This window comes from Lichenihabitans sp. Uapishka_5 (assembly GCF_033947565.1).
GTDB lineage: Bacteria > Pseudomonadota > Alphaproteobacteria > Rhizobiales > Beijerinckiaceae > Lichenihabitans.
The window spans coordinates 1-13656 of the sequence record NZ_JARPVX010000093.1 but is presented as its reverse complement, the minus strand read 5'-3'; the positions used below and the strand labels follow the sequence as shown (position 1 = coordinate 13656).

Below are 13656 nucleotides of genomic sequence, written 5' to 3'. Positions count from 1 at the left end.
CGCCCGGCCCCGATCCGCTGCTCGGCGCCATTGCGGGCCTGCTGAACGGCGCCACCACGCCACCGCCCCCTGCCGTGCCGCGCTCGCCCGCGCCGCCGCTGTCGCCGCCAGCCGAGCCACAGATCCAGGCCCATCAGGCGCAGCCCCGGCCTGCCGATGACGATGATGGGCTTCCGCCAGCCTCGATCCCGTTGCATGGCAGCGGCACGACACGCCGCGAAGGCCGCTCCATCCTCGACAAGCTGTTCGACGGCGGCTAAATACGGCTCCCGCCAAGGTGGCCATCCCCCTCGATGGCCGACCAAGAAGATCGCGCAGCGCCGCGCGACGAACCGGACGGTTGTGCTCGAACTTTTCATCGCCATGGCGCTGATCCTGCTCAATGGGGCCTTCGCGGTTTCGGAGCTGGCCATCGTGTCGTCCCGGCGCGCCCGGCTGAAGATGCTGGTGGATTCGGGGCGTCGCGGCGCCAGCACGGCCCTGGCGTTGCACGAGGAACCGGGGCGGTTCCTGTCGACCGTGCAGATCGGCATCACCTTGATCGGCATTCTGGCCGGCGCTTATTCGGGGGCCGGGCTCGGCGAGCTGCTCAGCGGCTGGCTGGCCGGTCGCGGCCTGTCGGAAGGCGTCGCGCACCCGCTCGGCTATGGCCTTGTGGTGGTGGTCATCACCTATCTGTCGGTGGTGGTGGGCGAACTGGTGCCGAAGCAGCTGGCGCTGCGGGAGCCCGAGCCGATCGCCTGCGCGGTGGCCCCCACCATGCGGGTGCTGGCGAGCTGCACCGCGCCGGTCACGGTGGTGCTCGATGCCTCGACGCGCTTAATCTTCACCCTGATGGGCAAATCCGCCATGCCGCCCTCGGCCGTCACCGAGGAAGAACTGAAGACGCTGGTGACCGAGGCCGCGACCTCGGGCGTCATCGAGGGTGCCGAACACGAGATGATTTCGGGCGTGCTGCGGCTCGGCGACCGCTCGGCCCGCACCGTGATGACGCCCCGCACGGATGTCGAATGGCTCGATGCCACCTTGTCGCCCGAAGCGATCGCGGCCGAACTGACGGGGGCACGCCATTCGCGCCTGCCGATCCTGTCGGGCATCACCGACGATGTGATGGGCGTGGTGCAGCTGCGCGAACTGCTGCCGGTGCTTCTGGCCGGGCAACCCTGGACCCTGAAGGATTTCATCCGCGAGGTGCCGGTGATCCCCGACACCATGGGGGCGCTTGACGTGATGAACGTGTTGCGCACCGCCCCCGTGCCGCTGGCCCTGGTGCATGACGAATACGGGCATTTCGAAGGGGTCGTCACACCGGCCGACCTGCTCGACGCCATCGCGGGCGCCTTCCAGGCTGATTCGGGGGAAGACGATCCCGATGCCGTGCGGCGCCCCGACGGCTCCTGGCTGCTGGCCGGCTCGATGCCCGCCGACGAGATGGCGGCGCGCTTCAACATCACGCTGCCGGAACGGCGCACCTATCACACGGTGGCGGGGTTCGTGGTGGAACACCTGCAGCACCTGGCCGTGACGGGTGAGAGCGTCGAGGCCTTCGGCTGGAACTTCGAGGTGGTGGACCTCGACGGCCGGCGCATCGACAAGGTGCTGGCCAGCAAGGCGGCGGACGCCCGCAAGCCCGAGGCGTGAGCCCGACGCGTCCCGTCCGCGACGCCCCCGCCGGCATGGCCTTCGTGCCGGGCGGCCGCTTCCTGATGGGCAGCGATCACTTCTACCCCGAGGAAGCCCCGGTGCGCCGCGTCGCGGTGGATGGCTTCTTCATGGACCGGTTCCCGGTCAGCAACCGCGCCTTCGCCCGCTTCGTGGACGCCACCGGCTACCTGACCTTGGCCGAGCGCCCGCCCGACCCGCGGCTCTATCCGGGTCTCGAAGCCGCCGCGCTGCGAGCCGGCTCGATCGTCTTCACGCCGCCGGCGGCCGAAGTCGCTGCCGGGCACCCGTCCTGGTGGCGCTATGTGCCCGACGCCTGCTGGCACCGGCCGGACGGCATCGCCGGGCTTGGCACCGATCGCCTCGACCATCCGGTGGTGCATGTCGCCTTCGAGGACGCGCTCGCCTATGCGGATTGGGCTGGCAAGGCGCTGCCCCGCGAGGCCGAATGGGAGTTCGCGGCGCGCGGCGGCCTCGACGGCGCCGCCTACGCCTGGGGTGACATCTTCGAGCCCGACGGGCTGCGGATGGCCAACACCTGGCCCGGCCCCTTCCCGTGGCGCGGCGCCGACGGCCCGCACCGCTACGGCACTTCAGCGGTCGGCAGCTTCCCGGCCAATGGCTACGGCCTCGCCGACATGATCGGCAACGTGTGGGAATGGACGGCCGATTTCTGGACGCCGCGCCATGCCGCCGCACCGGCCGGCTGTTGTGCCGTGGCGCCCGCTGCCGAGCCGCGCGGCGACGACCGGGAGCGTTCCTTCGATCCCGCCCAGCCTGGTATCCGCATTCCGCGCCGGGTGCTGAAAGGCGGTTCGCATCTGTGCGCCCCGAACTATTGCCGCCGCTACCGGCCGGCCGCACGCCATCCCGAGATGGAAGACAGCGCCACCACCCACATCGGGTTCCGCTGCATCCTGCGGCCCTGAGGTGCCTCGCGGCTGCCCTGCGACGGCCTCCCTTCTGTCGCTAAGCGATCGTTGCTATATGGTGTGAACAGTTCTGCGGCTGCGGCCGCCCAGCGAAGAAGCACCGATGGCCGTCGTCCTCGATCTGCTGCAGCGCGACCCGCGCCCGAAGCTCGACCTGCGCCACCCCGAGAAGGCGCACCGCCCCGACCAGCCGGTGCTGAAGAAACCCGACTGGATCCGGGTAAAGGCACCCAGCAAGAAGGGCTATGCCGAGACGGAATCCATCGTGCGCCAGCACGGGCTCGTCACGGTCTGCGAGGAAGCGGGCTGCCCCAACATCGGCGAGTGCTGGGACAAGAAGCACGCCACCTTCATGATCATGGGCGACACCTGCACGCGCGCTTGCGCGTTCTGCAACGTGCGGACGGGCCTGCCGGGGCCGCTGGTCGGAGACGAGCCCGCCAAGGTGGCGGATGCGGTGGCAAAGCTCGGGCTCGGCCACGTGGTGATCACCTCGGTCGACCGCGACGACCTCGCCGATGGCGGTGCCGACCATTTCGCGAAGGTGATCCGCGCCATCCGGCAGGCCTCGCCCGGCACCACGATCGAGGTGCTGACGCCGGACTTCCTGCGCAAGCCCGGTGCGCTCGAGCGCGTGGTGGCGGCGAAGCCCGACGTGTTCAACCACAACCTCGAAACGGTGCCGTCGCTCTACCTCACGGTCCGGCCCGGCGCGCGCTACTTCCATTCGATCCGGCTGCTGCAGCGCGTCAAGGAGCTCGACGCTTCCATCTTCACCAAATCCGGCATCATGGTGGGCTTCGGCGAGCAGCGGAACGACGTGCTGCAGCTGATGGACGACCTGCGCACCGCCGAGGTGGATTTCCTGACCATCGGCCAATATCTGCAGCCCACTAAGAAGCACCATCCCGTGCTGCGCTTCGTGCCGCCGGACGAGTTCGCCGCCTATGCGACGGTCGCGTCGGCCAAGGGCTTCCTGCTAGTGTCGGCTTCGCCGCTGACGCGCTCGTCGCACCACGCGGGCGAGGATTTCGCCAAGCTGAAGGCGGCGCGGGTGCAGAGCCTGGGATGGTAGCCGCCTGGACGCATTGAACGGAAGATGCGCTTAGCAGTGCCTCAGGTGCAAGTGAGGCGTGGACCGCCACTAAGCACGGGTTTAGCCCCTCAGTCTGGTATGGGTCTGCGCGGAATGATCGCTTCAGCCGACCGCTCGCCTAAGCCGCCTTCTGCCGCGCCGCATCCGCCTCAGCCGCCGGCAGCCGCGCGAAGACGTCGAGCAGCGCCCGGTCGGCCATCACGGCGCCGCGCTCCTTGCGCTTCAACCATTCGGCCGCTTCGTCGGCCGTGCGGGCTTCGCCGAGTTTGACGGCCGCGAGCGCGTGGTCGACCTCGATCTGGCCGCGTGGACGGGGCTGCGCGGTCGGCAGGAAGGCCGCATGCGCGTCGCGCAGCGTTTCGTCGCCATGCAGCGCCACGAGACCGTCGGCGCCATCGAAACCGCTCGCATCGAGTTCTCGGGCCAAGGCATTGGCGCGGGCCGCGATGGGCGGCACCGTCGATTCCTCGGGCGTGCGCAGCAGGCCGAGGCGGCGCAGGCCGAGTCCGATGAACAACTGGCCGCTGGCCCAGGACAACACGATGGCCAGGATCAAGCCCGCGATGGTGGGCGACATCCAGGCCGCCAGCGACGGCGCGATGGCGAGGCCCGCCGCGAGCGAAACGACGCCGAGCGCCACATGCGAGCGATGGCGCCGGACGATGTCGCGGAACGGGATCGAGCCGTCGTCGCGCCGCTGTGGGTTCCAGCCCGTATCGCGGCCGAAGACGATCTGCATCACCGAGCCCGACTGGATCAGCATCATGATGGGTGCGAAGAGCGCCGACATCACCACTTCGATCAATGCCGACAACACAAGCCGGATGCCGCCGCCGCTGGCGCGCCGCACGGGGCCGTCGAAAAGCGCCAGCAGCAGGCCGAAGCCCTTGGGGGCCAGCAGCACCGCCATGGTGACGCCGAACAGGTTCAGGGCGCGCTGCGCGTCGAAGCGCGGCCAGGCGGGGAACAGCGTGAACTGCGAGGTAAAATATTCCGGCCGGATGTAGGCCGCCTGCAGCACTAGCACGATGCCGACTAGAAGCTGCATCATCCACAAGGGCGACGCCACATAGCCCATGATTCCGGTGGCGAAATGCTGCCGCGATGCGAGGTGGAACCCGGATGCGAACATCACCCGGATATGTTGCAGGTTGCCCTGGCACCAACGCCGGTCGCGGGTGCCGACATCGATCAGCGAGGGCGGGCTTTCCTCGAAGGAGCCGCCGAGCGTCGGCAGCATATAGACCGCGTAGCCGGCCCGGCGGATCATCGCCGCCTCGACGAAATCGTGGCTGAGGATGTGGCCGCCGAAGGGCGGCTTGCCCTTCAGGTCCGGCAGACCGCAATGGGCCGCAAAGGCCGCCGTGCGGATGATGGCATTGTGGCCCCAATAATTGCCGTCGCGGCCCATCCACAACGACAGGCCCGAGGCGATCACCGGCCCGTAGATGCGGGCCGCGAACTGCTGCAGCCGGGCGAACAGGGTGTTGCGGTTGATGATGAGCGGCAGCGTCTGGATGATCCCTGCGTCGGGGTCGGCCTCCATGGCGGCCGCGAGGTTCAGCATCGCATGCGCAGTCATCAGCGAATCAGCGTCGAGCACCAGCATGTGGTCGTAGCTGCCGCCCCAGCGCGACACGAAGTCGGCGATGTTGCCGGCCTTGCGGCTCGTGTTCTTGGCCCGGTGCCGATAAAACACCTCGACCGTGGGCCCGAGCCTCGCGCGCAAGGCCAGGAAGGCGCGCTCTTCCGCCACCCAGACGTCGGGGTCGGTGGTGTCGCTGAGGAAGAACCACTCGAAGGAGCGGCCGAGCCCCGTCGCCTCGACATCCTCGATCATCGCCTGCAGGGCGCCGAAGACCCGCGCGGTGGCCTCATTGTAGATCGGCATCGCGACGGCGGTGCGGCGTGTGAGCCGCTCCGGCAGGCCGGGCGCCTTGGAGGCGCGCCAAAGCCAGCAGAACCCCGCCACCGCGCTGGTGAAGGCCAGGGCGATCCATGAGAAATTGGCCGAAAACAGGAACAACAGCACCCATTTCAGCACCGTGATGCCACCCACGTTGATGACGCGGTACATTTCCTCGATGCCGTAGAGCGTCAACAACAGGGCCCCGCCGAACACCCAGAAGCGCGCCAGAAGAGGCAGGCGCCTGTGGGCCGGGTTCTGCCAGATGCGCCGAGTGGCGGCATCGTAATGGCGCAGGGCCTGCGTCGGCATGGCGAGGGGATGTTCCGGCGGCATCGCGGGCCGGATCGACGCCTGATCGGCAGCCATCTGGGCAGGCATCACGCTGTCCATCGGTAGAGCCATGTTTCGCTGACGGGCTTGCCGTCCCGTTCGAGCACCAGACGCATCTCGGCCCCGGCCTCGCCACCCGGATCGAGCTCGAACAGGACGCGACAGGTCCTGCGCTCCTGCGAATAGAAGGTCTGGGTCGCCGTGATGGTTCCGACGTTGGTGGACAGCATCTGGTTGAGGTTGGGCCAGGTGCTCTCATCGGCGAACACGTCGCCGGTGAACTCCACCACGAAGCGCCGTCGCCGACCGGTGCTGCCGTGGCCGCCGCGCGTCGCCGTCACGGTGGCGAGCCCGGGATGGTTCGGTGGCACCCAGCACCAGAACTGGCGATACGCGAGCGTCGTCTCAGTGCCGGGCTGCGCCGGAGCCTTGGGCCGCCAGAAGCAGATGATGTTGTCGTTGTTCTCGGAATCGGTCGGGATCTCGACGAGCTGCACCGAGCCGTCGCCCCAGTCCCCGATCGGCTCGATCCAGAGCGAGGGTCGCAACTCCCAATCCTGCACGTCATCCTGATAGGCCGTGAAGGCCCGTTCGCGCTGCAACAGGCCGAAGCCGCCCGGGTTGGTGTCCAGAAAAGCCGACACCTGCAGGGTCTCGTGGTTCGACACCGGCCGCCAGATCCACTCGCCCTTGCCGTTAAGGATCTGCAGCCCGGAGGTGCTGCACACGGCGGAGCGCACGTCGTCGACCTGCTTACGGTCGATGGCCGAATACAGGAACATCGCCGTCATGCCGCCGAGCCCGTAATTGTCGACGGGCGAACGGGCGAACAGCGTGCATTCGGTGTCCACAATGGTGATGTCGCCGGGCCGCAGGGTGAACCGGTAGGCGCCCGTCATCGACTCGGAATCGATCAGCGCATGCACCACCAGCGCCGGGTTGGCGAGCGATGGCTTCTCGATCCACACGGTGCGGATGAAAGGAAAGTCCTCGCCCTTCGGGTCGGCGGTGCGGATCGACAAGGCGCGCGACACCATGCCGAGCCGTTGCCCGCGGGCGATGGCGCGCATAAAGGTCGCGCCCTGGAAGATCGCCACCTCGAGCGGGCTTGCGCCACCACCTGTCTGCAGCACCCGGAAGCCTGAAAAGCTCATCGGCGTGTTGGGGGACGGGGCTTGCAGCTTGCCGAACTCGAAGGCGCCTGCGGTGAGCCGCACCGGCTTCACGACGCCCTCCTCGACCGTGTTGATCTCGACCGGATTGGTGAAGATGAAGCCGCGCGCCAGCGGCTCGATCGCGAAGCCCAGGTTGTCGTTCAGCCACAATCTGGCGTCACCGTGCAGCCGCAACCCGACATATTGTTCGTAGGCGAGGTTCGCGAAGGGGGCCGGCAGATCGGTCGACGGCGCCTTATGGGCCTGCTTGGCAAGTTCGCGGGCCTGGTCGACGACCATCTGGGCGCTGAAGGGGCCGGCCGGCGCTGAGGGCAACCCGACCGGAGGCTCGGCCGCAGCCGCGCCCTCCGCCGCCGTCAGGGCGCCGATGCTGGTTGCGGCCCATACGAGGAAGTCGCGACGAGGGATCATGAACCGAGGAACACGCCAGAATACGCAGGGTCGATGCGTCGCAGGAACGCCCGTTCCTTCTATACGGAAATTGCTGCAGCAGCGAGGGCTTTCATCGCGCGCCCACCGCGGTTGCACAACCGAGCCCGATGTTCGATGGTGCCGGCGCATGAGCCCGTCCATCCCATTGCCCCTTCCACACGATCAGGACCCCTCGTCGATCGCCGTGCGGTCAGCCACGATCTGGAGTTTCGCACCCTCAAAAGGTGGCGCCGCTGCCCTGGGTGACGTGGCGTGAGCGCGCCCCGCCGTTGCCTCGCGGTGGTTCTGGCGGCCGGCGAAGGCACACGCATGCGCTCGGCCATGCCGAAGGTGCTGCATCCCCTGGCCGGCCGTTCCATGCTGGCCCAGGTGCTGGCCACCGTGGTGGAGCTCGGGGTCGACGCCATGACCGTGGTGGTGGGCCCCGGCCGGGACGATGTGGCGGCTGCGGCCCGCGCCGCCCATCCGGCCGCCCGCGTCGTGGTTCAGGCCGAGCGTCGCGGCACCGCCCATGCGGTGCTGGCCGCCCGGGATGCCATCGCGGAAGGCTTTGACGACCTCCTAGTGGTTTATGCCGACGTGCCGCTTGTCAGCGCCGACACGCTGCGCGGCCTGCTGGCGCCTCTGGCCGGGAGGGCCGCCGTGGTGGCGCTCGGCTTCGAGGCCGCCGACCCGACCGGCTATGGCCGCCTGTTGACCGACCCGCAGGGCGGACTGCTGGCCATCCGCGAACACAAGGACGCCAGCCCGGCTGAACGCGCCGTGCGGCTGTGCAATTCCGGCCTGATGGCGCTCGACGGTCGCCGCGCCCTGGCGCTGCTCGATCGCATCACGCCCAACAACGCCCAGCATGAGTTCTACCTGACCGATGCGGTCGAGGTCGCCCGCGCCGACGGCCTGCCATGCGCGGCGCCGGTGACAATCGAAGCCGAGGTGATGGGCGTCAACGACCGGGTGCAGCTGGCAGCCGCCGAGGCGGTGGTGCAGCGCCGCCTGCGCGAAGCCGCCATGCGGGCCGGCACCACCCTGCAGGCTCCCGACACCGTGTTCTTCAGCCATGACACGCGGCTCGGCCGCGACGTGACGGTCGAGCCGCATGTGGTGTTCGGTCCCGGCGTCACGGTCGCGGACGGAGTCGTGCTGCATGCCTTCTCGCATCTCGAAGGCGCCAGCGTGGGCACCCGGGCCCAGGTCGGCCCTTACGCACGGCTGCGCCCCGGGGCACGGCTCGCGGCAGCCGCCAAGGTGGGCAATTTCGTCGAGGTGAAGAACGCCGACATCGGGGCCGGCGCCAAGGTGAGCCACCTGAGCTATATCGGCGACGCCAGCATCGGCCCTGAGGCCAACATCGGGGCCGGCACCATCACCTGCAATTACGACGGTTTCGGCAAGGCCAGGACGACCGTGGGGGCGCATGCCTTCATCGGATCCAACTCGGCCCTGGTGGCGCCCGTGACGATCGGCGACGGGGCTTTCGTGGGCTCGGGCTCGGTCATCACGCAGGATGTGCCGGCCGATGCGCTGGCGCTCGGCCGCGGTCGCCAGGCCAACAAGCCCGATTGGGCGACCCGGTTCCGCGCCGCGCGCCGAACCCCCAAGTGAGGCGGGAGACTTAAAGGCCCATGTGCGGCATCGTCGGAATCATCGGCACGGCGCCCGTGGCGCTGCCCATCGTCGACGCGTTGAAGCGCCTCGAATATCGCGGCTACGATTCGGCCGGCGTCGCGACCCTTGAGGACGGCCGGCTGACGCGCCGACGCGCCGAAGGCAAGCTGCGCAATCTCGAGCGCACCCTGTTGGAGCAGCCCTTGTCGGGCCGCATCGGCATCGGCCACACCCGCTGGGCCACCCACGGCCGGCCCAACGAGGCGAACGCGCATCCGCACGCCACCGAGCGGCTCGCCGTGGTGCACAACGGCATCATCGAAAATTTCCGCGAGTTGCGCGAGGCGCTCGTCGCCAAGGGCCGGGTCTTCGACAGCGAAACCGATACGGAAGTGGTGGCGCATCTCGTCACCGACCTGATGGAGGGCGGGCTCGACCCGGTGGCCGCGGTTGCGGCCGCCCTGCCCCGCCTGAAAGGCGCCTTCGCGCTGGCCTTCTTGTTCGCCGGCGAGCCCGACCTGCTGATCGGCGCCCGCCGCGGCGCCCCCCTGGCGGTGGGGCATGGCGAGGGCGAGATGTTCCTCGGCTCCGACGCCATGGCGCTCGCCCCCTTCACCGATGCGGTCACCTATCTCGAGGACGGCGACTGGGCCGTGCTCGATCGGACCGGGGCGCGGCTGTTCGACGAACGCGACCGGCCGGTGCAACGCCCGCGCCAAACCTCCGCCGCGAGCGCGCTCCTGGTCGACAAAGGCCATTACCGCCACTTCATGGCGAAGGAGATCCACGAACAACCCGAGGTGGTCGGACGCACCCTGTCCCACTACATCGATCCCGCGACCGGAACGATACGACTGCCCTTCGAACTGCCGTTCGACCCCACGCGGCTCGACCGCATCACCATCCTGGCCTGCGGCACCGCCTATATGGCGGGGCTGACGGCGAAATACTGGCTGGAGCGGTTCTGTCGCCTACCGGTCGACGTCGATGTGGCTTCCGAGTTTCGGTATCGCGAAGCGCCGATGCGGGCCGGCGGCCTGACCATCGTGGTGTCGCAATCGGGCGAAACCGCCGACACGCTAGCGTCGCTGCGCTATGCCAAGGCGCTGGGCCAGCACGTGCTGGCGGTCGTCAACGTGCCGACCTCCACCATGGCGCGCGAGGCCGACATCCTGGCCCCGACGCTCGCCGGGCCGGAGATCGGCGTCGCCTCGACGAAAGCCTTCACGTGCCAGCTCGCCACTCTGGCCTGCCTGGCGATCGGCCTCGGCCGCGCCCTCGGGACGCTCGACCGGGAGGCCGAAACGGCGCTCGTCGCCGAGCTGATGGCCGTGCCGGGCCTGATCGTCGCCGCCACCCGGCGCGAGCCCGCCATCGAGGCGATCGCCCGCACACTCAGCCACGCCCGCGACGTGCTTTATCTCGGCCGCGGCACCAGCTACCCCCTGGCGCTCGAAGGCGCCCTCAAGCTCAAGGAGTTGAGCTACATCCACGCCGAGGGCTATGCGGCCGGTGAGCTCAAGCACGGCCCCATCGCGCTGATCGACGAGACCATGCCGGTGGTGGTGCTGGCGCCCCCGGATGCGGTGTTCGAGAAGACGGTATCGAACCTCCAGGAAGTCGCCGCCCGCGGTGGCCGTATCATCCTGATCGGCGCCGCCGACGCAGCCGAAACGGCCGCCATCACGGCCGACGCCACGCTGGCCATGCCCCCCATGCCCCCCACCTTCACGGCGCTCGTCTACGCCGTGCCGGTGCAGCTTTTGGCCTATCACGTCGCGGTCGTGATGGGGAATGATGCGGACCAGCCACGGAATTTGGCGAAGTCGGTGACGGTGGAGTGAGGTAAAACCGCGTTTCTACCTATCGCCGAAACCGACGGTAGGTCCGAGCTGCCTGATCACGCAGCGCCCATAGCAGGCTAAAGGACGCGTTTTCCATTGCGATACCGACAGCGGACTCTTTGTTAAGCAACTGACTACTGACGCAGTCAAGAGACTCAAACCCCTGGACCCCATCCCGAAAAGGAATTCGATGCCCTCGCAATTTGTTGGACACGTTGCCGCCATGTATAACCTGAAGCCAACCAGGACGCCGCTGACCGATATTACGGACAGCAACGCGTGACGCCATCTCATTATGACTTGCACAATGAACAGTTAGAACGTTTTCAGAATAAGGCTCAGAAACGGATAGAAAGGCGTTGCTCGGCTGTCGGCTCCGGTAAAGTCGATTACGACCGAGTACAAGGCCTACTGGAAAGTTCAACGCTTCTTGAACACCAGACTTCACCTCGCATTGAAGCCGCTCAACAAAATCGGCACTTAACCCGTCATCATTATCAAGCCGCGTTGTTACGAGCTGCGCGCAATCACTAGGTATTTCCTGCCGTATATCAGCCTTTAATGTTTCAATCGTAAACGACTCGCACAGCTTCACGCGCATGTGCGGAAGGTGGCCCATAGCTGCCGCTGCTCTCTCGAGAAATGCAGTCGGTGTTTCTTGGTCGAAATAAACGAACCACGTAAATCTCTGGCAAGTCTGCGCAAGTAACGTTGGCGCACAATACCGCTCGAAGAGATCGAAGCGCTCTGAAAGCCATTCCGGCGAAGTCGGCGTTCGGATTGCGAGGTGCTTCGGTAGATCACCGAAGCGGCAATTGAAACGAGTGATGATGACGTGCTGCAAAGAAAGCCTCGCTTGTATCCAGGTTGGCATTGTCACCTAACCCGGTCCACGTATAGGGCACACCAGCCGCCCAAGCCGCACCTTTGTTGATGCAAATCCACCCGATCCCGTTTTTCGTGGCACTCTACCCTCTTAGCCGCTATACACCCCTCACCTTGCAATCACCAGTTGACCGGCGCCGTAGTCACGCCACAGCCTAACGAAGCGGGATCAATGTCACCGGTCGCCTTACGCCGATTTCAGACCGAAGCTCTACGTGTGCTCGGACGAACAGCCCTTGTAAGCAGTCTTACTTTCATCGGCTTTGTGGTCGGAGTTGGCTGCGTCATCCTGCCATTGGCAGCTCCCTTCGGCATTGTGGCGCTAGCAGCTGTTATCCTTCTATGGGCAGCGCCCGACCGCCATACAACGCCGGGCCAACTCCAGCGTTTCGCAACGCTCGTGTTCTACTTTTCCATCATCAGCATTCCTTCATATTTCACGCTCGTTTTCCCGGGACTTCCTTGGATTTCCCTTAGACGGCTAGCACTGGTGATGTTTGCGACAAGCACGATAGTCACATTCGCCACGTCAAAGGAACATCGCGCCTACCTGGCGCTTGTGCTCATGAATTGCAAGCCGGCTACCTATTTGCTTTTTTTATTGATCGCATTGTGGGCAGCTTCAGTAGCCGGATCTGCATTTCCGGCAGAATCAATCAACAATATCATAAACCAGCATTTGGTCTGGTTGCTGTCTATGCTCGCGGCTATTGCAATATTCAGAACGAAAGACGAACTTCGCCGACTTATTTTTCTGATTACTGCCTGTTGCCTACTAGATTTTGGAGTTGGATTTATCGAATTTCTACTGAAACGCCCATTCTTGTTCTATGTGGTACCCGCATCTATGCGAGAACAGCTTATCGCCACGAATGGTTACCTCATGTCTCTGCTATCAGGCTCAGGAATACGGAATGGGCTCTATCGCGCAGCATCAGTTTTCACAGGCCCGCTATCGTGGGGCGAGATGGCTGCCATCGTTGCCCCACTGGGAGCATATTTCCTGTCAGAGTCTCGCACCATAACCATGCGATTTTACGGCGTTCTAGTCGTTATATGCTGCTTCCTCTCCATTTATTTTTCAGGATCAAGGGGGGCATACGTCGGCTTCATTGCATCCATAATGACCTACGCCCTGTTATGGGCATTCCGCAATGTCCGTACTCGGCCAAAAAGCCTTTCTGGAGGAATCATATTAGTTTTGTTTTTTTTGGGCTCAGTCAGCCTCGCCGGATCTGTTTTCTTTGTTGACCGCATCAACAAGACAGTTTTGGGTAATAGCCAAGCACAAGTAAGTACAGAAGCGCGAACCGCTCAGTGGAACCAAGCACGACCTTATGTCTTAGCGCGGCCGGTCGTTGGTTACGGAGTTGGAATGGCGGCAGGACTCGTTAATTATTCTGCTGCTCCAGGCGCGCCGGTTAGCCTTGACAGTTATGTCATCACTCTGCTTGTAGAAATGGGAATACCAGGACTTTTGTCCTATATGGGGTTTTTCATATTCCTGATTTGCCGCTGCGCTTATATTTTCGTATACCGATTAGACGGCGAATCAGGACCTGCGGCAGGAATTTGTTGTGCATTGATTTCCTACATTCTGTACCGCTTGACCCTTTCACAAATAGATAACAACTACCTTGCGTTTGCTATTGCAGGCATTGCGATTACTTTAATCCATCTGCAAGCACTGCCTAGACAGCTCGGCACAATCGTTGACGCATCACAGGCTCGGACCTAGTGCACCGACTCAGACAGATGATTCAGGGCGAGTTTGGTCCTGATCGCG

9 protein-coding genes and 1 pseudogene are annotated in these 13656 nt (G+C 65.4%); 7 read left to right on the top strand and 3 right to left on the bottom strand.

Annotated elements, in window-relative coordinates:
- The 4 genes and pseudogenes from P7D22_RS19985 to lipA form a co-directional block, all read left to right on the top strand.
- Nucleotides 1–260 (top strand): annotated as a pseudogene (locus P7D22_RS19985) (hypothetical protein); the annotation flags it as partial.
- Between the two features lie 82 nt (nt 261–342).
- Nucleotides 343–1641 (top strand): hemolysin family protein, encoded by a 1299-nt coding sequence (locus P7D22_RS19980; protein WP_319936019.1) that lies wholly within the window; start codon nt 343–345, stop codon nt 1639–1641.
- A 35-nt stretch (nt 1642–1676) separates the two neighbouring features.
- The gene (locus P7D22_RS19975) at nt 1677–2591 is read left to right on the top strand and encodes a formylglycine-generating enzyme family protein (protein ID WP_319936020.1); all 915 of its coding nucleotides are present in this window, start codon (nt 1677–1679) and stop codon (nt 2589–2591) included.
- Nucleotides 2592–2697: 106 nt separating this feature from the next.
- On the top strand, nt 2698–3669 hold the full coding sequence (gene lipA / locus P7D22_RS19970) for a lipoyl synthase (protein WP_319936018.1): 972 nt from the start codon (nt 2698–2700) through the stop codon (nt 3667–3669).
- 139 nt (nt 3670–3808) lie between these two features.
- On the opposite strand, the gene mdoH is transcribed toward lipA, so the two are convergent.
- Both mdoH and P7D22_RS19960 read right to left on the bottom strand, forming a co-directional pair.
- Nucleotides 3809–5977, bottom strand: a complete 2169-nt coding sequence (mdoH, locus tag P7D22_RS19965; RefSeq protein WP_319936017.1) for a glucans biosynthesis glucosyltransferase MdoH — start codon at nt 5975–5977, stop codon at nt 3809–3811.
- Nucleotides 5977–7515: a glucan biosynthesis protein gene (locus tag P7D22_RS19960; RefSeq protein ID WP_319936016.1), complete on the bottom strand. Its 1539-nt coding sequence runs from the start codon at nt 7513–7515 to the stop codon at nt 5977–5979. The genes mdoH and P7D22_RS19960 overlap by 1 nt, the downstream gene beginning before the upstream one ends.
- A gap of 273 nt (nt 7516–7788) precedes the next feature.
- On the opposite strand from P7D22_RS19960, the gene glmU reads away from it, so the two are divergent.
- Together glmU and glmS are read left to right on the top strand one after the other, a co-directional pair.
- The gene (gene glmU, locus P7D22_RS19955; protein WP_319936015.1) at nt 7789–9138 is read left to right on the top strand and encodes a bifunctional UDP-N-acetylglucosamine diphosphorylase/glucosamine-1-phosphate N-acetyltransferase GlmU; all 1350 of its coding nucleotides are present in this window, start codon (nt 7789–7791) and stop codon (nt 9136–9138) included.
- 20 nt (nt 9139–9158) lie between these two features.
- The gene (gene glmS, locus P7D22_RS19950) at nt 9159–10985 is read left to right on the top strand and encodes a glutamine--fructose-6-phosphate transaminase (isomerizing) (protein ID WP_319936014.1); all 1827 of its coding nucleotides are present in this window, start codon (nt 9159–9161) and stop codon (nt 10983–10985) included.
- 19 nt (nt 10986–11004) lie between these two features.
- Here glmS and P7D22_RS19945 read toward each other — a convergent pair whose 3' ends face one another.
- On the bottom strand, nt 11005–11829 hold the full coding sequence (locus tag P7D22_RS19945) for a glycosyltransferase (protein WP_319936013.1): 825 nt from the start codon (nt 11827–11829) through the stop codon (nt 11005–11007).
- Nucleotides 11830–12042: 213 nt separating this feature from the next.
- On the opposite strand from P7D22_RS19945, the gene P7D22_RS19940 reads away from it, so the two are divergent.
- Complete coding sequence (locus P7D22_RS19940) at nt 12043–13608, top strand: O-antigen ligase family protein (RefSeq protein ID WP_319936012.1); 1566 nt, start codon at nt 12043–12045, stop codon at nt 13606–13608.
- Nucleotides 13609–13656 lie beyond the last annotated feature (48 nt).

Bases quoted from the DNA above. Each gene is read 5' to 3' on its own strand.
- P7D22_RS19940 (WP_319936012.1), top strand. From the start codon at position 12,043: ATGTCACCGGTCGCCTTACGCCGATTTCAGACCGAAGCTCTACGTGTG.
- mdoH (WP_319936017.1), bottom strand. From the start codon at position 5,977: ATGCCTGCCCAGATGGCTGCCGATCAGGCGTCGATCCGGCCCGCGATG.
- glmS (WP_319936014.1), top strand. From the start codon at position 9,159: ATGTGCGGCATCGTCGGAATCATCGGCACGGCGCCCGTGGCGCTGCCC.
- lipA (WP_319936018.1), top strand. From the start codon at position 2,698: ATGGCCGTCGTCCTCGATCTGCTGCAGCGCGACCCGCGCCCGAAGCTC.
- P7D22_RS19960 (WP_319936016.1), bottom strand. From the start codon at position 7,515: ATGATCCCTCGTCGCGACTTCCTCGTATGGGCCGCAACCAGCATCGGC.
- P7D22_RS19975 (WP_319936020.1), top strand. From the start codon at position 1,677: ATGGCCTTCGTGCCGGGCGGCCGCTTCCTGATGGGCAGCGATCACTTC.